20 protein-coding genes and 1 other annotated feature are annotated in these 23,894 nt (G+C 35.2%); of the genes, 14 read left to right on the top strand and 6 right to left on the bottom strand.

Annotated features, from left to right (window positions below; genetic code table 11):
• Positions 1-219: 219 nt before the first annotated feature.
• Both GVV10_RS08575 and GVV10_RS08570 read left to right on the top strand, forming a co-directional pair.
• Positions 220-540: a MazG nucleotide pyrophosphohydrolase domain-containing protein gene (locus tag GVV10_RS08575; protein ID WP_159521691.1), complete on the top strand. Its 321-nt coding sequence runs from the start codon at positions 220-222 to the stop codon at positions 538-540.
• Positions 541-1,011: 471 nt separating this feature from the next.
• Entirely contained in the window at positions 1,012-3,660 is a 2,649-nt protein-coding gene (locus GVV10_RS08570) for a calcium-translocating P-type ATPase, PMCA-type (protein WP_159521689.1), read from the top strand.
• Between the two features lie 135 nt (positions 3,661-3,795).
• Here the strand turns inward: GVV10_RS08570 and GVV10_RS08565 are convergent, their stop codons facing one another.
• On the bottom strand, positions 3,796-4,524 hold the full coding sequence (locus tag GVV10_RS08565) for a DsbA family oxidoreductase (RefSeq protein ID WP_159521687.1): 729 nt from the start codon (positions 4,522-4,524) through the stop codon (positions 3,796-3,798).
• Between the two features lie 210 nt (positions 4,525-4,734).
• On the opposite strand from GVV10_RS08565, the gene GVV10_RS08560 reads away from it, so the two are divergent.
• From GVV10_RS08560 to GVV10_RS08520, 9 genes are all read left to right on the top strand, one after another.
• Complete coding sequence (locus GVV10_RS08560; RefSeq protein ID WP_159521685.1) at positions 4,735-5,067, top strand: TM2 domain-containing protein; 333 nt, start codon at positions 4,735-4,737, stop codon at positions 5,065-5,067.
• A 3-nt stretch (positions 5,068-5,070) separates the two neighbouring features.
• Positions 5,071-5,436, top strand: a complete 366-nt coding sequence (locus tag GVV10_RS08555) for a DUF2752 domain-containing protein (protein WP_159521683.1) — start codon at positions 5,071-5,073, stop codon at positions 5,434-5,436.
• Positions 5,437-5,481: 45 nt separating this feature from the next.
• Positions 5,482-5,598: a sequence feature (ribosomal protein L10 leader region), on the top strand.
• A gap of 25 nt (positions 5,599-5,623) precedes the next feature.
• The gene (gene rplJ / locus GVV10_RS08550; RefSeq protein ID WP_456236453.1) at positions 5,624-6,196 is read left to right on the top strand and encodes a 50S ribosomal protein L10; all 573 of its coding nucleotides are present in this window, start codon (positions 5,624-5,626) and stop codon (positions 6,194-6,196) included.
• Between the two features lie 22 nt (positions 6,197-6,218).
• Entirely contained in the window at positions 6,219-6,593 is a 375-nt protein-coding gene (rplL, locus tag GVV10_RS08545) for a 50S ribosomal protein L7/L12 (protein WP_159521679.1), read from the top strand.
• 25 nt (positions 6,594-6,618) lie between these two features.
• Positions 6,619-7,206, top strand: a complete 588-nt coding sequence (locus GVV10_RS08540) for a class I SAM-dependent methyltransferase (protein ID WP_159521677.1) — start codon at positions 6,619-6,621, stop codon at positions 7,204-7,206.
• A gap of 85 nt (positions 7,207-7,291) precedes the next feature.
• Positions 7,292-11,362: a DNA-directed RNA polymerase subunit beta gene (gene rpoB, locus GVV10_RS08535; protein WP_159521674.1), complete on the top strand. Its 4,071-nt coding sequence runs from the start codon at positions 7,292-7,294 to the stop codon at positions 11,360-11,362.
• Between the two features lie 16 nt (positions 11,363-11,378).
• The gene (gene rpoC, locus GVV10_RS08530) at positions 11,379-15,155 is read left to right on the top strand and encodes a DNA-directed RNA polymerase subunit beta' (protein ID WP_159521672.1); all 3,777 of its coding nucleotides are present in this window, start codon (positions 11,379-11,381) and stop codon (positions 15,153-15,155) included.
• Between the two features lie 57 nt (positions 15,156-15,212).
• Positions 15,213-15,989, top strand: a complete 777-nt coding sequence (locus GVV10_RS08525) for an inositol monophosphatase family protein (protein WP_159521670.1) — start codon at positions 15,213-15,215, stop codon at positions 15,987-15,989.
• Positions 15,990-16,063: 74 nt separating this feature from the next.
• Positions 16,064-16,762: a DsbA family oxidoreductase gene (locus tag GVV10_RS08520; protein ID WP_159521668.1), complete on the top strand. Its 699-nt coding sequence runs from the start codon at positions 16,064-16,066 to the stop codon at positions 16,760-16,762.
• Positions 16,763-16,829: 67 nt separating this feature from the next.
• Here GVV10_RS08520 and GVV10_RS08515 read toward each other — a convergent pair whose 3' ends face one another.
• Complete coding sequence (locus GVV10_RS08515) at positions 16,830-17,351, bottom strand: TetR/AcrR family transcriptional regulator (protein WP_159521666.1); 522 nt, start codon at positions 17,349-17,351, stop codon at positions 16,830-16,832.
• Positions 17,352-17,435: 84 nt separating this feature from the next.
• Between GVV10_RS08515 and GVV10_RS08510 the strand changes: the two genes are divergently transcribed.
• Positions 17,436-17,960 (top strand): dihydrofolate reductase family protein, encoded by a 525-nt coding sequence (locus GVV10_RS08510; protein ID WP_159521664.1) that lies wholly within the window; start codon positions 17,436-17,438, stop codon positions 17,958-17,960.
• 277 nt (positions 17,961-18,237) lie between these two features.
• On the opposite strand, the gene GVV10_RS08505 is transcribed toward GVV10_RS08510, so the two are convergent.
• The 4 genes from GVV10_RS08505 to GVV10_RS08490 are packed head-to-tail and all read right to left on the bottom strand — an operon-like array spanning position 18,238 to position 20,975.
• Entirely contained in the window at positions 18,238-19,020 is a 783-nt protein-coding gene (locus GVV10_RS08505; RefSeq protein WP_159521661.1) for a MurR/RpiR family transcriptional regulator, read from the bottom strand.
• A 53-nt stretch (positions 19,021-19,073) separates the two neighbouring features.
• Positions 19,074-19,388, bottom strand: a complete 315-nt coding sequence (locus GVV10_RS08500) for a PTS sugar transporter subunit IIB (protein WP_159521659.1) — start codon at positions 19,386-19,388, stop codon at positions 19,074-19,076.
• On the bottom strand, positions 19,388-20,674 hold the full coding sequence (locus GVV10_RS08495; RefSeq protein ID WP_159521657.1) for a PTS sugar transporter subunit IIC: 1,287 nt from the start codon (positions 20,672-20,674) through the stop codon (positions 19,388-19,390). The genes GVV10_RS08500 and GVV10_RS08495 overlap by 1 nt, the downstream gene beginning before the upstream one ends.
• Before the next feature lie 16 nt (positions 20,675-20,690).
• Positions 20,691-20,975 carry a PTS lactose/cellobiose transporter subunit IIA gene (locus GVV10_RS08490; protein WP_159521655.1) on the bottom strand — a complete coding sequence of 95 codons (285 nt, stop codon included), beginning with the start codon at positions 20,973-20,975 and terminating at the stop codon, positions 20,691-20,693.
• Between the two features lie 154 nt (positions 20,976-21,129).
• Between GVV10_RS08490 and GVV10_RS08485 the strand changes: the two genes are divergently transcribed.
• Positions 21,130-22,719: a hypothetical protein gene (locus GVV10_RS08485; protein ID WP_159521653.1), complete on the top strand. Its 1,590-nt coding sequence runs from the start codon at positions 21,130-21,132 to the stop codon at positions 22,717-22,719.
• A 137-nt stretch (positions 22,720-22,856) separates the two neighbouring features.
• The gene (licT, locus tag GVV10_RS08480; protein ID WP_159521651.1) at positions 22,857-23,702 is read left to right on the top strand and encodes a BglG family transcription antiterminator LicT; all 846 of its coding nucleotides are present in this window, start codon (positions 22,857-22,859) and stop codon (positions 23,700-23,702) included.
• Positions 23,703-23,894 lie beyond the last annotated feature (192 nt).

Below are 23,894 nucleotides of genomic sequence, written 5' to 3'. Positions count from 1 at the left end.
CTATAATATTGCAAAAAATAGCTCGGAAGGGTAAGAAAAGCAAAGAATATTATCATAAGCATAGAAAATATAAATATATTGCGAAAAACCATCAATAAATGTCTCTTGATTTATTCAATCATAAAAAGGATGTGTATGACGTGGTTCTTTCTAAATTGAATCTAAGAGTGTGCGTGATATTTTAATAAAGTGATATAATTAATCAAAACGGAGGTTATTATGAAACCATTAACAATTACTGAATACCAATTATATTTGAAAGAACGTTATAAAAATCCAAACACTACCCACGCAAATTTTATGAAATTAGTCGAAGAAGTTGGTGAAGTGGCAGAAGCGATTAATATGCAAGAAGGATGGAAAAAAGATGATGGTGAAAGTTCATTAGCGAAAGAGTTAGCTGATGTCATCCATTATGCCATCGCAATTGCGGCAGTGAATGATATAGATTTGGAAGAGGTTATTTTTAGTAAGGATAAAGTGGCAAGTGTTAAGTATAATCATTCAATTAATTTGGAAGAGTTTGTAAAGAATCGTTAATATAAAGATGAATAATCACGACGAAACAAGTACTGTTTAGAGTGCATCTCAGGGTAAGGCGATATTTTTTTAGTAGGCGAGCAAGGTTGATCTTTTTGTATTTTCAAGCTGACGAATGCATCCCAAATCAATGAAAGAGTCACCTAAAGGATCTCATGCTATAAATACATTTTCATTCATAACGCGAGTTAATTGCGTTCAACGGTGATTTAATACGAAACTTGGTTTAAGTCTTTACTTTAATTTTTAGCTTTGATATTATATATGTAATAAAGGGAGTAGAATTCTGATCCTTCAGGTCACGGTTTCGTCAATACGATCATTCGATCCGGAACGTGTTTAATTCGAGACTTTATCCATTTTGGGTAAAGTCTTTTTCTTTATCTAAGATGATTAGAAAGGATAAAGAATGTGAACAAATATAAGTGATTTGACGTGATTAATGGTATTATTAAGAAAGAGGAGGCGTGTATGAAAAATTATTATGATAAAACAATTACTGAAACAAGTGAAAACCTCAATGTTGATGTAAAAAAAGGCTTATCCACACAGGAAGTAGCTAAAAGACATGAAGAGTACGGTTATAATGTTTTAGAAGGTGGTAAAACTAAATCGATCCTTCAGATGGTATTTGAACAATTAAAAGATTTTTTAGTTTTAATCTTAATTGTTGCTGCAGTGATTTCTATTGCATTAGGTGAAAGACTTGAAGGAATTGTTATTCTTGCAATTGTTGTTTTAAACACATTTTTAGGAGTCTATCAAGAAAATAAAGCAAGCAATGCTCTTAAGGCATTGAAAGAAATGGCGAGTCCGTTAGCTAAAATAATTAGAGGCGGCGTGATCAGTGAGGTTGCATCGAAAGATGTTGTTCCTGGTGATGTTGTTATTTTAGAGGCTGGTGATTATATTCCAGCTGATCTTCGTTTAATTGATTCAGTAAATCTGAAAATTGATGAAGCGGCACTCACAGGAGAATCAGTCCCTGTTGAAAAAGATGCGGATGAAATACTACAAGGTGATGCCAGTTTAGGTGATCGCATTAACTCAGCTTATATGGGAACAATTATAACCTATGGCCGAGGCAAAGGAATTGTAACCAATACAGGGATGACAACCCAAATGGGAAATATTGCTGGAATGTTGAATGAGAGTGAAGACGAGGCAACGCCACTTCAAAAGAAACTCGATGTTTTAGGAAAATACCTTGGGCTTGTTTGTATTATTATTTGTATTGTTATCTTTGGTTTAGGTTGGATGCGTGGCGATGGTTTATTTGACTCTTTCATGAGTGCTGTTGCATTAGCAGTAGCTGCAATTCCTGAAGGATTAACAGTTGTTGTTACGGTTGTCTTAGCAATGGGAATGCAAAAGATGGTTAAGGTCAACGCGATTATTAAAAAGTTAAGTGCGGTAGAAACTTTGGGAAGTACTACGGTAATTTGCTCTGATAAAACGGGAACATTGACACAAAATAAAATGACGATTCAAAAAGTTTATAATGGAACTCAGTTATTCGATGTCAGTGGTACTGGTTACAGTCCTGAAGGTGAAATTACTGATATGAACGGTGTCCAAAACTTAAGCCTTGTTCATAATATTTTGATGCCAATTGTTTTATGTAATGATGCTCAATTCGATATGGATGAAGAAGTTATTATTGGTGACCCAACTGAAGGGGCAATGGTTGTTTTAGCTCACAAAGCAGGGATTGAGAAAGATGATGTTGATGCTCAATTTCCTAGACTTCAAGAATTACCATTTGATTCAACCCGTAAGTTAATGTCAACCATTCATCAAGTGGATGGAAAACATATAATGTATACAAAAGGGGCACCTGATGAACTAATTCGTCGTTGTGAGTTTGTAGAAATTGATGGTAACATCATTCCTTTAACAGATGAAAAACGTGAAGAGATCTTAAATGTAAACCAAAAGCTTGCTGAAAGTGCTTTACGAGTAATTGCTTCAGCTTATAAAGAAATTGAAGACAAAGAAGTAGCGTTTGAAGATGAGAGTCATCTTGTCTTTACAGGATTGGTTGGAATGATTGATCCACCTCGTGAAGAAGCCAAAGATGCGATTGATATTTGTAAAAATGCAGGAATTGGTGTAAAAATGATTACCGGTGATCACAAAATTACCGCCACAGCCATCGGACGACAATTAGGAATTGTTGAGGGTGAGGCACACGCAATTGAAGGTCGTGAAATAAATGAAATGACGGATGAAGAACTTCGTGAGTGTGTTAAGACAGTCAATGTATTTGCGCGTGTATCGCCAGAACACAAAGTGCGTTTAGTTGATGCTGTTCGGGACAATGGTAATATTGTTGCAATGACAGGTGATGGTGTAAATGATGCGCCATCATTAAAACGAGCCGATATTGGAATTGCGATGGGAATTACAGGAACGGATGTTTCTAAAGAGGCAGCCGATATGATTTTAACAGATGACAACTTTGCAAGTATTGTTAAAGCAGTTTCAGAAGGTCGTACAATCTATAGTAATATTCGTAAAGTCGTTGGTTTCTTGTTATCCTGTAACATTGGTGAAATCCTAGTAATTTTTATCGCCATGCTTGCGAAGTTACCAACACCTTTAGTTGCGATCCAACTTTTATCAATTAACTTAATTACGGATGCATTCCCAGCTTTTGCATTGGGAATGGAAAAAGAAGAAAGCAATGTAATGGAACATGCACCCCGCGATCCACAAGAACCAATTGTTGATCGTAAAATGAGAAACTCAGTTATTCTACAAAGTTTGTTTCTAGCGTTTGGTACACTTGCTTCATTCCTTTACGCTTTACATTTCCATGGTAATCTAGAAGATGCACGAACAGCTGCATTCTTAACGATTGTTCTTGGTGAACTGATGCGTGCATATTCAGCGAGATCTGAATCAAAATCAATTTTTAAGATGAAGTTATTTGAGAATAGCTATCTCAATAAATCAGTTTTATTATCAGTTATATTCGTCTTTGCAGCAATTTATATTCCGGCTCTAAATCCTATTTTTAGTACTACAGCCTTAGCAATGGACGAACTAGCAGTTGCAATTCTATTTGCTATTATTCCACTATTTGGAGGGGAAATTGCTAAAAAATTTAATGACTAATAAAAAAAGTATTTTGAATAAAAATAATAAAAGCAGGGAAGTCTCGTGGTGAGAATTCCCTGCTTTTGGCATACTTATTGATTAAAATATAAGTTGACATGTATTAGATATTATTAACGGTCAATAATGAATTGATTAGTCACACTTCCATTTACCATCTTCAAAGTTACAAGCTTCACCTTCTTGACCTAGATCTAGTGGTAGCGGTTGAGGTTTTTCTTCAGCTTTTTTATCAGCAATTAACTTTTTAAATGTCTTTACCAATTGAGCTTCAGGAAGAGCGCCATTGACGATGTACTTTCCTTCGATAATCAAACTTGGAACGCTGTTTACGCCATAGTTTCGAGCGAGTTGTAAATCACTTTCCACCGCAATTTTAGTGTCATTGTTTTGATAGACGCTTTTCCATGTTTCGAAATCGATTCCTTCATAGGCGTTGAGTAGATTAAAGATGACTGCTTCATCTGCAATGTCCAAGTTATCGACAAACAAAGCAGTTTGTAAAATATCGAAAACATCCCAATACATCGCTTCACCACCGATGATTCCAGCTGCTTTTGCTGCACGTAAACCATTCATTGAATATGGGAATATAAAATCCTGTTCTTTCATCCCTTCGATATTGAAACGGTGAAGTGTATCGTTTTGATTAGCTTGTTCCCAATGAGACATGATTTCTTCTTTCGCTTTCTCCAACGAACCAAACATCAATTTCAAATCATTTTGAGTGGGTGCCAAAGCAAATGAGCGATGAATAATGTTTAATTCAGGCACCTGTTTTTTTACCTCACGCATACGATAAGACATAGGGAAACAAAAACTACAAATAACATCATGAAAAAATTCAACTTTTAATTGAGTCATAAAAACCTACTTTCTATTCATCTTCATCTTTAGTTTAACGACAAATTGTTTATAAAAGTACTATGATGCTTTTATCAATGCGTTGTAACACAAAATGAGTCTTGATTGCGAAAGAGTTACTTATGACATGAATTGCCCCTTTGATTACAGTTGGCTTTTATTTTTTAAGGTCATGGTAATCTTGTTTTATATCTAAAGGGGGTATATGAAATGAAAGATAAAATAACGATTTATCTTGCAAATAATGCAAAATATTTTCCAGCAGAGTCCATCACATTGATTAAAAATCGGTTAGAAGATATCAATGAGGATGATTTTATAATGTTGGCGTCATTGGATTTAAAGGATCCGACAACAATGCTCATTATTTCCATTGTAGGAGGAAGTTTAGGGATTGATCGCTTTATGCTGGGTGACATTGGTATGGGGGTATTAAAACTTTTGACTGTTGGTTTATGTGGTGTTCTAACAATTATTGATTGGTTCTCGATTCAAAAACGAACGAAAGAGATGAACCTTCAAAAAATAATGTTAGTCTTATAAACTATGAAGATAACGAAAAAATTATTAACTCAGAAAGGGTTTCGACAACAGATAGTTATCGGAACTCTTTTATGTTTGTATATTGTGTTATTACAAGTATTTAAAATATACTCTCCTATTACATACTTTTTTGGGGTTCCAACACCAACGACTGGAATAACTCGTGCTTGGTTAATGTTTTTTAGAGGTGATCTTTTAGGGGCGTTGAATAAGCATCCTTTATTTCCGTTGGCTATTCCATATGCTTCGAGTTTATATTTATATATGACAAAGAGAAAATGTTTGTATTTTATTGTTGCTTTTTTGTTTGCACTTCTTTATTTAGTCGTCTATATCTATCGTATGATTAACCATACAATTTATAGTTAAGAGATGATGAATTTGTTTGACATTCATTATTATGTTGGTATAATGTTTATGTTATCAATTATGCCAAAGACAGCAACGGCTTAAAAGCTTAATCATGTTGCCGAGGTTAAAAGTATAAAACTTTTTAGCTCGCGTCTTTATGCGGGCTTTATTTATCGGTATAATTTGATTCCATAGATAGATGGAGGTGAATCATTTGCGAAACGAAGTATTAGAAGCAAAACAAGATTTAGTAGCAGAGATTCAGAAAGAAGTATTGGGTTCGGAATCAGCAGTTATTGTTGAATATCACGGCCTAAATGTTGGTCAAATTACTGAATTACGTGCAAAATTGCATGGTGCGGGTGTAAACTTTAAAGTTTATAAAAATACATTATTCCGTCGTGCCGTTGAAGGTACAGATTTTGAAGCACTTACTGAAGATTTAGTAGGTCCAAACGCTGTTGCTTTCGGTGGAGATGCAGTTGCACCAAGTCGTGTTTTAGCAGAATTTGCTAAAAAGAATAAAAAGTTACAAATTAAAACTGGATTTGTTGACGGAGAAATCGTTAGCATTGACGAAATTAAAGAACTAGCTACATTACCTGATCATGATGGAATGGTATCAATGTTCTTAAGTGTACTTCAAGCACCAGTTCGTAACTTGGCTTACGCATTATCACAAGTTTCTGAAAAGAAAGAAGCTGGCGATGTTGTAGAAGCTAAAGAAGAAGTGGTTGAAGAACCAGCAGTAGAAGAAACAGTAGCTCAAGAAGCTTAATCAAAATAGGAGGATATTTAAAATGGCTAAATTAACAGCAGAAGATTTTATCAAAGCGTTGCAAGAAATGACTATTCTTGAAATCAACGATGTAATTAAAGCAATCGAAGAAGAGTTCGGTGTAAGTGCAGCAGCTCCAGTAGCAGTTGCAGGTGCAGCAGCAGGTGCTGACGAAGAAGAAGGACCAAGTGAAGTAACAGTTACTCTAACAGGAGTTAGCGGTTCAAAAGTTGGCGTAATCAAAGCATTACGTGACATCACTGGTTTAGGTATGATGGATGCAAAAGCATTAGTAGACAACGTACCATCACCAATTAAAGAAAACATTCCAGTTTCAGAAGCTGACGAATTAAAAGCTCAGTTAATCGAAGCTGGTGCAGAAGTAGAAGTTAAATAATTACATTTAATTTAATGGAGGTCTTGTGAGTCATTACTTTACAGACAATCGAGAACTAGTGGAAAACCGGAGAGAAATAACTTTCCGGTTTTTCGACTATGAATATATTCTCGAAACAGATAATGGTGTATTCTCAAAAGAACATGTTGATCTTGGGACACAGTCACTTTTGAAAGCGTGTTTGAAAGAGGATATGAACGGAAGTGAAATCTGCGACTTAGGTTGTGGGTATGGCGTTGTGGGTGTAGTTTTGTCAAAAGAATTTAAGGATGTTACTGTGACTGGATTTGATATCAATCCCCGAGCTGTTGATCTTGCTAATTTAAATTTCAAGAAAAATAGTGGGTGTGGTGAAAATTTTGTCCATGATGGAATTAAAGGAAAATTTGATTGGGTTATTACGAATCCGCCAATCCGAGTGGGTAAGGAAAAGATGTATTCTCTTTTTGATGAAGCGTATGATTCCTTACGTTCTGGAGGTGGTTTTATGTTTGTGATTCGGAAACAACATGGAGCCAAGAGCGCACAGAAAAAATGTATTGATTTATTTGGAAATTGTGAACTTTTAACGAAAGAAAAGGGGTTCTACACATATATAGCCAGAAAACATTGACTATTGAACATTTGTATGGTAGTGTATTATATTGCATAATGGTGTCTTTATGCATGTTTTTGTGTGGCAAGAAAGGATGGCATAAATGGAGAAAAACCAAGCATATAACGTAAAGAAATTTGGAAATAAAGCCAGTCGCCGTGATTATTCAAAAGCGAGTGGAAGTTTAGATTTACCAAATCTAGTTGAAATGCAAACGGAAGCTTATGAATGGTTTCTACAGGAGGGTATTTCAGAAGTATTTAATGAAATTTATCCGATTAAAAGTTATAACGAGAACGTTACATTAAGATTTATAGATTATGATTTTGATGATCCAAAGTATGATGTGAACGAATGCCGATCTCGTGAAGAGAACTATGCGGCTCCTCTTAGAGCTCGTATGCGTATCGAAGTAATTAATAAACAAACTGGTGAAGTGATTGAAAAAGAGGAAGAGGTGTTCCTAGGGAACTTACCGTTGATGACCGAGACAGGTACTTTTATTATAAATGGTGCTGAACGTGTTATCGTTTCTCAAATTGTTCGTTCTCCTGGTGCCTATTTCAAGTCAGAGGTTGACGAGAAGACTGGCCGTGAGACATTTATGTCCGATTTAATTCCTGGTCGTGGAACTTGGTTAGAACTTGTCAGTGATGATCGTAAAGCGGCTAATGGTCGTGTCTTAAATATGAAAGTTGATCGTAAACGTACGATCGTTTCAACAATCTTATTTAAAGCGTTTGGTATGAGTCTTGACCTTCAAGAAGGTGAAGATGCTTTAGACGTGAATTCATTTAAAAAATTCTTGTCGGCTATGAATCTTCCTATTAATGAAGAATGGCAAGAATTAGAAAGCGAAAATCGTGAATTTTTAACATTATATGCACTTATGTATACAGCGTTTTTTGGAAATTATCCAGAGTTGGTGGATACACTAGTTCTAGATAAAACTGTCACGTTTGAAGATTCATTGCGTGCGATGTACGAAAACCAACGTGCGGATGAAATTCCAACAACTGATGGTGCAATTAACTTAATGCATTCTAAATTCTTAGATCACCGTCGTTATGATTTAAATAAGGCTGGACGTTATAAATTACACAAGAAACTTGAAATTTATAATCGTGCAGAAGGAACTTATTTAACAGAGGATATTGTTGATGTTGATGGGACTGTAGTTTTTGAAAAAGGTACACTCATTGAAAAACGTGATGATGTTAAAAAGTTAAGAGACGTATTGGCTAAATCAAGTCATATGAGTATCTTCCCGCTAAATAATCTATTTAGCTCACCAGGTGTGAATCGTGTTGTTGTTGATGGCAGTTTACACTTAGAAGGTCGTATCCTTGCGGATGATATTCGTGATGATGCATTTGAATTTGAAGTGGGTACCGTCTTAACAGCTAATGATTTAGAAACTTTAAAAGATCAAGAAATATCAATTTATACAGGGATCATTGCTAAACCTGTAGAGATTACAAAAGAGAATGTATTTGCTGTCTTAGATTATGGTCAACGTTTATTTACAATGGGACGTTTACTTGATAAAGATGGAAATGATTTGATGGATGCAAAAGACAAATTTGTCGTTGATCGTTTCATTCCAAATATTAAAACTGCAAATCTAACCAAAATGAATGAAAAATTATTAAGTGCACAACTAGAAGAAGGTAACTTAGAATTATGGCTAGTTGGAGCAGCTATGCAAGAAATGTATGTTCAACCTTTAGAAGGTGAAAAAGACACTGTTAAAATCGTGGGTGTTGACCCATTAGTTGATAAAAAAGTTGTGGTTGCATCTGATATTTATGCAACGTATTCTTATTTCTTAAATTTCCTTGATGGTGTTGGTGCTGAAGATGACATTGACCAATTAGGAAATCGTCGTGTTCGTACAGTAGGTGAGTTAATTCAAAACCAATTTAGAATTGGTTTAAGTCGTATGGAACGTGTTGTTAAGGAAAGAATGTCGATTACATCTGATTCTGCAAACTTAACGCCTAAGAAATTAACCAATATTCGTCCATTAACTGCGATGGTTAAAGAGTTCTTCTCATCATCACAGCTATCACAATTCATGGACCAGACAAACCCGTTGGCTGAGTTAACGAATAAACGTCGTATTTCAGCGCTTGGACCTGGTGGTCTAACACGAGATCGTGCTGGTTTCGAAGTTCGTGACGTTCATGCGTCTCACTATGGTCGTATTTGTCCAATTGAAACACCTGAAGGACCAAACATTGGGTTGATCTCTAACTTAACAACCTATGGTCAAGTTAATGAGTATGGATTCATTGAAACACCTTATCGTTTAGTTGATGAGGATGGTTATGTTCAAGAGGAAGTTGTTTATTTATCAGCAGATGAAGAAATTGAATATGTTATTGCTCAAGCCAACGAGGTCTTAGATAATCGTTTGGTGAATGACCAAGTGGTTGTTCGTTATAAGGGTGAAAATATTTTATCTCCTCGTGAGGATGTTGAGTTAGTTGACGTTAGTCCAAAACAAATTGTTTCGGTGGCGACAGCAGCTATTCCTTTCTTGGAGAACGATGATGCTTCTCGTGCCCTAATGGGTGCTAACATGCAGCGTCAAGGTGTTCCGTTACTTAAACCTGATTCACCATATGTTGGAACAGGTATCGAACATCGTATTGCGAAGGACTCGGGGAGTGCAATTATTGCGAAAGCCGATGGTATCGTGAGTTATGTTGATGCAAATGAAATTATTGTTCAAGAAGAAACAGAAAAACGTATCTATAAATTCCAAAAGTTCCGTCGTTCAAACCAAGGGACATGTATTAACCATATCCCACTTGTAAAATTGGGTGAAAAAATCTTTGAAGGTGACGTCTTAGCAGATGGACCATCAATGGATAATGGTGAACTTGCACTGGGTCAAAACGTAACTGTTGCCTTTATGACATGGCATGGTTATAACTATGAAGATGCGATTATTATGAGTGAACGTCTTGTAAAAGATGACATTTATACATCAATCCACATTGAAGAATATACACTTGAAGTTCGTGAAACAAAACTAGGACCTGAAGAAATCACACGCGATATTCCCAACGTAAGTGAAGTTTCATGCCGTCATTTAGATGAGCGTGGAATTGTTATGATTGGTGCGGAAGTGAAAGAAGGGGACATTCTAGTAGGAAAAGTTACACCAAAAGGTCAAAGTGAAATTTCACCTGAGGAAAAACTATTGCTCGCAATCTTTGGAGAGAAGTCACGTGAAGTCCGTGATAACTCGTTAAAAGTACCACATGGTGGTAGTGGAATTGTTCAAGATATTAAGATTTTCAGACGTGATGAAGGGCATGATTTGCCACCAGGTGTGTCTGAACAAGTAAAAGTTTATATCGTTCAAAAACGTAAAATCTCTGAAGGAGATAAAATGGCTGGACGTCATGGTAACAAAGGGGTTATTTCTCGTATATTGCCAGAAGAAGACATGCCATTTATGGAAGATGGAACACCGGTTGATGTTCTATTAAACCCACTAGGGGTTCCAAGTCGTATGAACATTGGTCAAGTACTAGAATTACACTTAGGACTTGCAGCTAAAAATCTAGGAGTTAAGTTTGCAACACCAGTTTTCGATGGTATTGATACAGATGAACTCTTTAGAATTATGGATGAAGGTGGATTAGAATCTGATGGTAAAATGGTTCTTTATGATGGCCAAACAGGTGATCGTTATGATGAACGTGTTTCTGTTGGTGTCATGTACTTAATCAAATTATCACATATGATTGATGATAAACTTCATGCTCGTGCTACTGGACCTTATTCATTAGTTACACAACAACCATTAGGTGGTAAAGCACAAAATGGTGGTCAAAGATTTGGTGAGATGGAGGTTTGGGCACTTTATGCTTATGGAGCTGCCAATACCCTTCAAGAAATTCTAACCATTAAATCTGACGATGTTAGTGGACGTACCCGTACTTATGCAGCCATTCAAAATGGTACAGACATTCCAGAACCAAAAATGCCTGAATCGTTTAGAGTGTTGAAGCATGAACTTCAAGCTCTTGCATTGGATGTTAATTTCTTAGATGAAGAAAACAATCCGATTAAAGCAAGCTTAGTTGAAGGAACGGATGAAGTACAACGAAAAGACACTGAGGGCGAAGATTCAAAAAATGCCCCAAGTGAAATTTAAAGGAGGCTTTGTTTAAATGGGAATCAATAAATTTGCCTCAATTCAATTGGCACTTGCTTCACCAGAGACGATTTTAGAATGGTCTCATGGTGAAGTGAAAAAACCTGAAACAATTAACTACCGTTCACAAAAACCTGAAAGAGATGGGTTGTTTTGTGAGAAAATCTTTGGACCATCTAAAGACTGGGAATGTTATTGTGGAAAATACAAAAAAGTTCGTTATCGCGGAGTAATCTGTGATCGATGTGGTGTTGAAGTAACGAAATCATCAGTACGTCGCGAGCGTATGGGGCATATTGAGCTAGCAGCTCCTGTGACTCATATTTGGTATTTAAGAGGTATTCCATCACGCATGAGTCTACTTCTAGATATCACACCTAAAATACTTGAAGAAGTTGTATATTTTGTTAAGTGGGTTGTTACAGATCCTAAAGAAACAGATTTACAGTACAAACAAATTATTGACGATCGTGAGTATCGTGAATATTTTGAAAAATATGGTTACAACAGTTTTAAAGCTGAAGCTGGTGGAGCCGCAATTAAAACATTATTAGAAGAAGTTGATCTTGAAGGTGAACAAACTTCGATTTTAAGTCAATTAGAAGATGCGAAAGGTGATAAACGTCGTAAATTAATTCGTCGTTTGGAAACTGTTGAAGCCTTCATTGAATCGGACAATAAACCAGAGTGGATGGTCTTAACACAATTACCTGTTATTCCACCAGAATTACGTCCGATGTTACAACTTGATGGTGGACGTTTTGCTGCCTCAGATGCAAACGATTTATACCGTCGTGTTATTACAAGAAACAACCGTTTAAAACGATTACTTGATATGGGTACACCTCAAGTTATTGTTCAAAACGAAATGAGAATGTTACAAGAATCAGTGGATGCATTGATTGATAATGGTCGCCGTAACAAGCCTGTAACAGGTGCTGGTGGACGTCCATTGAAATCGTTGTCACACTCACTAAAAGGAAAGCAAGGACGTTTCCGTGCTAACCTTCTTGGTAAACGTGTTGACTTCTCGGGTCGTTCAGTTATTGCTGTTGGACCTGACTTAAAGATGTATGAATGTGGAATTCCAAAAGAAATGGCTGTTCAACTCTTTAAACCATTTGTCGTGAATGAAATGAAAGTTCGTGGAATTAGTAATAACGCTAAAGCAGCTGAAAAATTAATTGATCGTCAAGATCCACGTGTTTGGGATATTGTTGAAGAAGTAATTCAAAATCACCCAGTGTTATTAAACCGTGCCCCAACACTTCACCGTCTTGGTATTCAAGCATTTATGCCTAAGATGATTGAAGGGCGAGCAATTCGTCTTCACCCACTAGCAACGCCTGCGTTTAACGCGGACTTTGATGGTGACCAAATGGCTGTTCACGTTCCATTGTCAGAAATGGCTCAAGCAGAAGCTGAGTTATTAATGCTTGGATCACGTAATATTCTTGGACCTAAAGATGGAAAACCAATTGTTACTCCTTCTCAAGATATGGTCTTAGGAAACTATTATTTAAACATGGAAGAGACTGCTGAAGAGTTCATCGAAAAAGCTGAGTATTTTGAAGGCTTAGGTGATCAATTAGAAGCAGATAAATGGCGTCGTTTTGCAAGTAATGAAGGGAAAGCATTTAGAAATTTAGCTGAAGCTCGTCTTGCATATGAAAACCATATGATTCACTTACACACACGTGTTTGTGTAAGAACATCATCATTAGGTAAATCAAACTTTAATACGAAACAAAATAATATGTATTTAGTTACAACACTTGGTAAAATGATTTTCAATGATATGTTACCAGCAGATTTCCCTTATTTAAACGAAGTATCGGCGGATAACTTTAAGTCAACCCCTGATAAATTCTTCTTACCAATGGGAACAGATGTTAAAGAAATCATCAAAGGCATGCCTTTAAATCAAGATTTTAAAAAGAAAGATTTAGAGTATGTCATCAAGGAAATCTTTGATCGTTATTCACTTGATAAAACATCAGAAATCTTGGATAGCATTAAAGATTTAGGATTTGAGTATTCAACAATTGCGGGTATGACGGTTGCGATTAGTGATATCAACGTTGCACCTAATAAAGAGCGTTATGTTGAAGAAGGTAAAGCTGAAGCTGCAAAATTAATGACACTTTACAAACGTGGTCGTTTAACTGCCCAAGAGTGGGAAGGTAAATTGATGCAACTTTGGGAAGGTGTTAAGAATGTTGTTGGTGGAGAGTTAATGGAAACATTACCTCGTAAAAACCCAATTAATATGATGGCGACATCTGGAGCTCGTGGTAACGTTTCTAACTTTACTCAGCTTGCTGGTATTCGTGGTTTAATGGGTAAACCTACACAATCAAAATCTAAAAAAGGTTATCAATCAACCATTATCGAAGTTCCTATTTATTCATCTTTCCGTGAAGGATTAAACGTGAGTGAGTTCTTTATTTCAACTCACGGGGTTCGTAAAGGTCTAACCGATACGGCTTTAAAAACTGCGGAGTCTGGTTACTTAACTCGTCGTTTAGTTGACGTTGCTCAAGATGTCACAATCGTTGAAGAGGATTGTTTCTGTGGTGAAGGGTACTTGGTTGAAGAGATTATTGATCGTAAGTCAAATTCAGTTGTTGAATCATTATACGATCGCTTAGTGGGTCGATACATTAAAGAAACTGTTGTTGATCCAAATACTAAAGAAGTCATTATTGAGGAAGACGAATATATTTCAGAAGGCTTAGCAAAACGTATTGTTAATGCTGGTGTAAAACAAGTCTTGATTCGTTCAGTATTTACATGTGAGTCAAGTCATGGTATTTGTCAAAAATGTTATGGTCGTAACATGGCTACGGGGGAACTTGTTGAAGCAGGTGAAGCCGTTGGTATTGTTGCTGCTCAATCAATTGGTGAGCCAGGAACTCAGTTAACCATGCGTACATTCCATACGGGTGGGGTTGCGGTTGCTGGTGGTGAAGATATTACTCAAGGTCTTCCACGTGTTGAGGAGCTATTCGAAGCACGAACACCAAAACTAGCGGCAGTTATTTCTCAAATTAACGGTCGTATCACAGAAATTGAACCAGCAGAGGATGGTTTAGGATGGGTAATTACAGTGGCTAATGATAAACAAACTGTTAGCTTAAAAACATTACCTAACCAACCAGTTCGTCCTTGGTTTGAAGTTGGTTCAGAGGTTGTTGCGGGAGATAAATTGACTGAAGGTTCAGTTGATCCATCTGAATTACTGGAATATGCTGGTCGTTTAGAAGTCCAACGTTACATCCTAAAAGAAGTTAAAAAAGTCTACCAAAGTGGTGGTATTGAAATTTCTGATAAACACGTTGAGGTTATGATTAACCAAATGATGCGTAAAGTTCGTGTTATTAAAGGTGAAGACACAGGATTAAGTCCAGGTGCACAAATTCATATTGATACGATTACAGAAATGAACCAAGAAGCTCTAATGAATGGTAAAAACCCGGCAGTGTTTAAAGCACAATTACAAGGGATCACGAAAGCTTCTGTTGAAACAGATTCATTCCTATCAGCCGCATCTTTCCAAGAAACAACAAAAGTATTGACAGATGCAGCCATTAAATCTAAGATTGATCCACTCAGTGGATTAAAAGAGAATGTTATTGTTGGTAAGAAAATTCCAGCAGGAACAGGATCATCACTTTACCGAGAGTCGACAGAACGTGTTAAAGAATACGCTGAAGAACTCAAACGTGAACGTGAAGAGAGAAATGCTGAAAAAGAAGAAGAAAGTTTCATTAATGAACTATTAAACAACTAAACTCCTTGGTAACAAGGAGTTTTTTCTTTATAATGAATACAAGGAGGAAAAGTATCAATGAAAACAAAAATTGAATTTACAAAAAAACTAGTTTATAAAGCGAAAGATTATATATTAGATCAAATTGAAAATAATGAGATAAAGGTGGATACAAAATCATCCTATAATGATTTTGTAACATCTGTTGATAAAGGTGTTGAAAATTTTCTAGTTAATGCGATTACAAATGAATTTAACAATCAAACCTTTTTAACTGAAGAGGCAATGGTTGAAAATAAAGTTGGTGATGAGTCATGGATTATTGATCCGATTGATGGGACGACAAACTTTGTCTATAATCAACAATACTTTGCAATATCAATTGCTCATTACGTTGATGGAAAACCGGCTTTTGGTATTGTTTATGATGTGATGGCGGATGAATTGTATTTAGGGATTCATGGTGAAGGTGCATACATCAATGGTAAAAAATTAGAGACTTTGGATCAGTCGCTTGATTTTCCTGATGTCATAGTTAGCAGTAGTTATTCGATTTTTAATGATTTTGATTTTACACCTGAAGAGTTGAATTCGAATATCATTGCTCATCGCTATATTGGATCAGCTGCAATTGAAATATGTCATGTTGCTCATGGTCGTTTACATGTTTATCAAGCACGTCGCTTGAATTTATATGACATTGCGGCAGCGGTTATTATTCTTGATGAAGTTAGTGGTAAGTGGCGTTTTGGTGATCATTATAATTCAGTGAATGTTGGTCATGAGAGTTCGATATTCTATGCGGGAACAAATGATAATATCTTTAACTTTATGGACAAGAATTATCTTAAGTAGTGTTTGTCACTCGCTTGGTCATATTGCTAGAACAAAGAAGTGAATCCATGTAAACTATCTTCAGAGGTGAGATTATGAAGGTACAAATTTGGTCAGATTTTGTTTGTCCTTTCTGTTATATTGGAAAGAGACACTTAACACAAGCGATTAATGAGCTTGGTGAAGATATTGAAATTGAAATGATGAGCTATGAGTTAGATCCGCATTATGTTGATCAACCAGGATTAGACATTCATCAAACTTTAGCAAATAAATATGGAAGTTCTTATGAGGAAGCTAAGGCAAATAATGATTATTCTGCGAAAATGGCTGCAGAGGTTGGTTTAGTTTATAATCATGATACGATGAAATATAGTAACACATTTAAAGCACATAAATTATTCCAAAAATCAAAAGAGATAGGTCAAGGTAATGAATTTGCGGAAAGAGTTTTGAAAGCATTCTTTACTGATGGTGATTATATTAATGATGAAAAAACATTAATTCGACTTGCTAAAGAAGTTGGAATTAATGAGGAAGAAGCACATCATGTTTTAAATAGTGATGAATATAGTCTTAAGGTAAGACAAGACGAACAATGGGCACGCACAATTAATGCTAAGGGTGCACCACACTTTGTTATTGATGATAAAGTATCAGTTTCAGGCGCACAGCCTGTAGAGGTCTTTAAATCAGCGATCAATCATGTTAAACAACTAAATGAAACTCAAGAACTAATGGATCAGGCGACAGCAGGTATGATGTGTACCGACGAGTCGTGTTCCGTTGAATAAACAGTCGTTAAATCTTATTAAAGGATTGAGACTAAATCTAGAGATATTAGGCCTAAGGCTATCACAACTAAGTTTGTGATAGCTTTTTGATTTTATGTAACGATGATGCGCAAAGTGCGTTAAATATTATGTCTAATTCTGTTAAGGGTTTCTGTGCTTTATGATTCCATTCATCCAAGTAATTAATCGTAGCAATAATAAATCCTGCATGTAGATTATTCGCATCGTTTAACGCTGATTTATAATAGTCTTCAAGTTTAGAAAGTGTTAAATTTTGAATGTCTTGTAGAACTTCAGGGTAATTTCGTTGGCTTTGTATCAATTTTTTTGCATTAGAATATTGATAAAAATCATTAGATGATGTAAAAGGCTTGAGTAAAATTTCTTTGTTAAAGCTGTGAAAGTAATCGGTCCATAATAGATTAACACCAAATTGGAGTAAGTCATATTTACTATTAAAATAACGATAAAATGTAGAACGATGAATACCGATTTCCTTACATAATGTTTCCACTGAAAGACTGTAAAAAGATTGATTTGTCTTGAACAGTATCATGATTGTTTTTGACCATATTGTGTGTTTATTCATAAAAAGACCTCCTTTGCGACAGATTTGAATATTGTCTCTCGTTATCTTAAGTATATCATTATAGAATTAAAGAGAGGTGATACAATGACACGAAAGGTTAAGTTATTTATTTCAATGAGTCTAGATGGTTATATTGCAGATCTTAAGGGAGGGATTGATTGGCTTGAGGTAGAAAATTATGAGACGGATGATAGTTATACAAAATTTTATGACACTGTGGATACTGTGTTAATGGGTTACACTACCTATGATCAGATTACAAATCAATTATCCCCCAATAATTACCCATATAAAGACAGTCAGTCCATTGTTTTTACTCACAAAAAGTTAACACAAGAAAAAAATATAAAGTTTACAAGTCAATCTGTAAATGAGACTGTGAATGTATTAAAAAAGAAAAGTGGTAAGGATATATGGATTGTAGGCGGTTCTAAAATTATTAAACCACTCGTTGAGGAAAACATGATTGATGAATATTATATAGCAGTCATTCCCAAACTTATTGGTCGTGGAATTCCTTTGTTTGCAAAGCATGATCGCAAGCTAAACCTTATTCTACAAAATACCTTCATGAAAAATGGCATCGTTTATTTATGCTATAAAAAATAAAAAAATGAATATACACAGTACCCGTATCAAGGACACGTAAATAAAAAAACATTATAAAAAATGCCAATCTAAAGTATTTAGGTTGGCATTTTTAACTACTTAATACTTGGAGTAATTTATGAAATCTGTCATTCTCAATGACACTTCGTTAAAAGTTGGATACTGTTTTGAATTCATTTCTATTTCTTGTATTATACTTTGAAGCAAACAAAAAACCCTATAGATAGACTTTTAATTTTCATGTCTATTCTATAGGGTATAGTTTATGTCGATTTTTTTATTCCATTTTTTCTAAATATCTAAAATAGAGATAATCTATCAAGATTGATTGACTATAAAATGATGGGGTTGTTGCAGAAGGTTTACTGCTTAAACTTGCAGTGTGCAATTGGATATCAGTATTCATTGCTAATGTATTTCCGTTATTACGAGTAATTGCAAGTGTTGGAATATTTAAATCCTTTACAGTTGACAATAGACTCAAAATCTCAACAGACTTACCAGAATTAGACAGCGCAATAAACAAGGCACTGTCAGCAACAGTGGGTAAAGTTGAACGAGCAAAGTCCAGCTCTTCAACAATAATAATTGTTTTCCCAACCAGGCTCCACTTCAACCGTATGTTTTGTGCGCTTAATTTTGAAAAACCAATACCATGAACGAAGATTATATCGGCCTTTTGAATGGCAGCAATTGCTTGATCAATTTGCTCTTCGTCGATGTTTTCCAAGGTTGATTTCATTAAGTTTGTATTGATACTCAAAATTGTTTCAGCGTCAACAGAATCGATACTTTGGACATTTTCATTAATATAAGGACGCAATGCAAGCTCTGATGACAGGTTCACTTTAAAGGACTGAAAACTATCACTATCAATTTTTTTACAAAAACGACTGATAGCGGCCGGACTTGTTCCGGTTCGGTCTGAAAGTTCTTGAATTGTCATTTCTGGAATGATTCCTAAATTATGACTAATAAAGGTTGCAATCTTTTTTTCGTTACTGGTAAATTGATCAGATGAAGGATCAATTGAATCAATGATACTTGTTTTGTATTTCATAAACCCTCCTTGCAAAAAGAAAGGGATGTTACCACCCTTTCTCTTATTATAAACTATTTTGTTAAGTCCTGGACCTGTTTTAATAATTTTGGTCCACCTAATGGTGTATAAGCCATTGGTTCAATCATTTCACAAGGTACATTAATTGTCTCTGCCATCGGTTTTAATACTTTAAAACGGTGGCGTATTTGTGGAGCAACAAGAGCACAGTTCCAATCATTTTTTATTTCATCTTCAAATTCTTGAGTGCTTACAGCTTTGACTTCAATTTCAATGCCGTTTTTTGCACCTTCATCTTTTAATGCATTGACTGCAATTTCACTCGACATTCCTTGTGAGCAGACAAATAAAACTCTTAAATCAGCCATTAATTTTCACCTTTCAATTTCAATGTAGCTTCCTCTTCTGCTAACATTTGTTTGTCGTACGCTTTAACAAATGGTGCAAAGACTGCAAAGTAAATCGCAAAGTTGATTAGGACAAGAACGACAGCTCTCCAATCACCATTTGTGGATAAGTATGCTTTAATCGGTGCTGGAATAGCAAAGGGTGTTACAACACTAACTTTCGCAACAAGTTCAAACTTCATCGCAATATATGTAATTGTTGATGTTAAGAAAGGTCCAACAATAAACGGAATTGCTAAGACAGGGTTTAAAACAATCGGTGCACCAAAGATAATTGGTTCGTTAATATTAAAGATACCTGGTACTACTGATAGTTTACCAATTTGTTTAAGATATGTCGACTTTGAGAACATAAATAGAATACACAGTGCAAGAGTACCCCCTGATCCTCCAATCCAAACAAATAAGTCGTAGAATCCTTCGGTTCCAATGTTTCCTGGGACTTGTCCATTGGCGACAGCTGTCATATTTTGTTCAAGTAGAACTAACCAAATTGGACGTAACAATGAACCAATAATTGAAACACCATGGATACCTGATGCCCATAATAATGTAATAAGAACAGTAGGGATAACAACACCTAAATAGGAATTACCTGCAATGTTCACCAAAGGTGAGAAGAGTTGCATAATCAATTGGTTAACATTTAACCCTAAGACTACAGAGATAATCCATACAATTGTAATTGTAATCATTCCAGGAATAATTGCTTCAAATGAACGAGCAACAGATGCTGGAACTTGTTCTGGTAAACGAATCGTTAAATTATTTTTTTGTGTAAAACGTAAGATTTCTACAGCTAAGATCATTGTTAAGATTGCGGTAAACATTCCCGCTCCACCTAAATACTCCATTGGTAATACAAAACCTAAGCCTGTTCCATCTTCAAGTTGAGCAACTTGAGGAATAATGGTCATTAAGAATGCAGCCAATGATAATGATCCACCTGATGTTCCATCTAAGTCGTAACTACGAGCAAGGGATGAACCCATACCATATGAAGCATAGACAGCCATTAAACCGATTGTAATTCTAAATGGTAACATCATATTTCCAATCCAAGGTTCAATGAATGAACGCCATGCAGGAATTGGGAACATAACAACTAATATATAGAAACTACCAATCATGACAAGTGGCATCGTTGAAATAATACCATCACGAATTGCACGTAAATATCTTTGTTCTGCTAAACCAGCTAAAGGCGGTAATAGCTTATCTTCAATAAAACTAAATAATTTTTCCATCTTCTATTTTATCCTCCTAGATTAAATTAAGAATAGCTTCTGCTAAACTTCTCACTTCAGATGCATGCATCATGTGATCTTGAGCATGTACCATCAATAATGTTGTACTTTCCATGAGTTGGTCCCCTAAAAAGTTACTCTGTACTCGATGTGCTTGTTTTAATAACTCATCTGCTTCTTTTAATAATGCGAAAGCCTCTTCTTTGCTATCTTTCGCAACATCAAGTGCTTCGTAGACCATACTCTTAGCAGTCCCAGATAATGTGATTAATTCAAACACTTTTGCCTTAAACTCGTCCATTTATTCCCTCCCTTTGGGTAAGCCCTTACATGTAAAGTACCACATTTGAAATTAGTTTTCAATACCAAAGCGTAATTATGAAAATTAATTTCAAACACTAGCCTTTATCTCAGTTGTTAAACTTGTTAAAATAGAGATGAAGAGAGGTTTTATTATGAAAGTATCAAGAAAAGTATTAATTGTACTCGTAAGTGTTGTATTTATCGTCTTAGATATATGGAACGGAAACACTTACAATTTTATGAAAGTTGAGTCAATGGTCTATTTGAGTGGGTTTATCTTACTCATTGCAGGAATTTTGCTTTTGAATCGTAACGATTACAAAAAGTTTATTAAGCTATTCTCAGGAATGGCGTTATTCTTTGCAATCGTTTTTGTACTTGGTGGATTAATGTCATCAAGAATGATCAATGCTAAAAAATATGCGAATGTTATTGGAACAATTGAACAGGTTGAGTTTTCAGATTTATATGGAAAAGATCATACTGTTGAAATGTCTTATGTTGATAAAGATTCAGCTTTATTGTCAGCTGAAAAGAAAATTGGGGAATTGAGTGATGTCTCATCAATGTTTGATATCAATAATAGAGATTTCTCCCAAATAAATTATAAAGGGGAGATGGTACGCGTTGCTCCGTTTAAGTATTCAAGCCCAATCAAACAATTACTAAATTTAAATAAAGGAGTTCCTTATTATGTAATGGTTCAAACAGGATCAGGTAATACAAATGCCAAAGCAGAAATTATTACTTTGAAGCAACCGATGAAATATTATCCAGGCGCACCTTTGCATTATAATTTAAAACGTCATGTTGCCTTTAATCATAAATTTTCATACCTTGGTGGTTGGAATTTTGAGGTCAACGATGAGGGTCATCCTTATTGGATTGTTAGTACATTGACCAAAGAGGTTGGTTTATGGGGCGCTCAAAATGTTAAGTCAATCATTGTAGTAGATGCAGTGAGCGGTGAGAGTAAAAATTATAAAATTGATGATGTTCCAGAATGGGTTGACTTAGTTTACCCAACACCGATGTTACTCTCACATGCGAAAGATCATTACAGTTTGTCTAAAGGGTATATTAATTCAAAAATGCAACAAGTTGGTGTAAAAGTCATCGATCAAGATAATGGAACCTATAATTATGTTTCAATTGATGATGAGATTTATGTATTTACGGGAATAAGACCGATTAGTTTAGATGAAGGCTCAACAACCGGATTGTTATTTATGAGTACTAAAACAGGAAAAGCATTGAGTCTTGACCTACCCGGTATCTCGTTGACGACTGCGGAAGCAACATCAATTGGTTCAATTCAAGAAAAAAATTATGTCCCAACAACACCTGTTTTACAAAATGTTGGTGGTTATCCAACATATGTGATGTCTTTAAAAGATCAATCAGGTGTTATTCGAGGTTTTTCTATGGTTGATTACCAAGACTATACAAAATCATCAGTCGGATCAACAATTAAAGAAGTCGAGAAAACATACCTTGCACTTCATGCTGATTCCGATACATTGTTACCAGAGGATAGTCAAGAATTAACAATAACCATAACTGAGATTAAACAAGTTCAAATTGAAGGGAATACATTCTATTATTTAATGGTTGAAGAGAGTGATGAAATATACAATGTTTCGTTGTCTTTAGATGATAAATTACCATTCTATAAAGCAAACGACCGTCTTAAAGTCAAAGTCAATGGCAATAAAATAATCGAAATTTTAGAGGAAGACTAAACGCTAACGATTGACATGTAAGCGGTTTATGTTATACTTGGTTTGTAGATGTTTACACTAGGATTGTTACTGATAATGCAGGCGATACCAGAAGAAATTGTTCTTTTGGTGTCGCCTTTTATATTAAGGGGGTTATCGTGTACACAATTAAAAAGATCTTTAATAACAATGTCATTCTTGCGCAAGATGGTGATATTGAGGTTGTGTTAATGGGTAAAGGGATTGGGTTTTCCAAGTCAACAGATCAAACGATAAATGAAGACGAAATCCAAAAAGTCTTTAGGCTTCATGATGACGAAATGACTAAATCATGGGGAAAGTATCTCTCTAATCTAAGCAAACAACAATATGAAATGATTCATGAAATCATAGAGTATGCAGATGATAATTTGGATAGTAAACTTGATGATTATATATATTTAAGCATGAGTGATCATATAGAATTCGCAATCGAGAGACACAGTCAACAGCTTAACATCTCAAATCCTTTAGTTTGGGAAGTCCAAAACCTGTACCCAGAAGAGTATCGAATTGGTTTGGAAGCACTAAGAATTATTGAAAAATACACTGGCGTACAACTGGAGCATGAAGAAGCGTCTTCAATCGCATTACATATTATTAACGCAAGCACGAAAAAAAATAATTTAAATGAGCTTGTCGAGGATTTAGAGTTAGTAAAAGGGATTGTTGAAATTGTTAAAAATCATTTTTCTTTAGATTTTACAACACCGTCACTAAGTTACGAACGTTTTCTGCTTCATCTTAAATTCTTTACGTGGCGACTTAGAAAAAATGAAGCTTATTTAAAACAAGATAATCCGTTGTATGCCAGTTTAAAGAAACAATGGCCAGACACTTATCACTGTGTCAAAAATATATCCCGTTATGTTGAACAAGAGAGAAACATTAAGATAAGTGATGATGAGTCGTTTTATTTAACCGTTCACATTCAAAGATTAGCAACAAAAGAAAAAAATAAATAGGATTGTTACTGGTAAAGCAGGCGAAACCTAAAAGAGCATTCATATGCTTTTTTAGGTTTTTTTAATAGATAAATTAGTATATTAAGTGCAACACTAATAAAAAAGACTCATAACGGTCTCGTGGTAAAATGTATTTGTCGATACAACCAGGAGGAAACGTCATGAGCTATAAACATATTACCATAGAAGAAC

This window comes from Erysipelothrix urinaevulpis, from assembly GCF_009828835.1.
Taxonomy (GTDB): domain Bacteria; phylum Bacillota_I; class Bacilli_A; order Erysipelotrichales; family Erysipelotrichaceae; genus Erysipelothrix; species Erysipelothrix urinaevulpis.
This window is presented reverse-complemented; position numbering and strand designations above follow the sequence as displayed.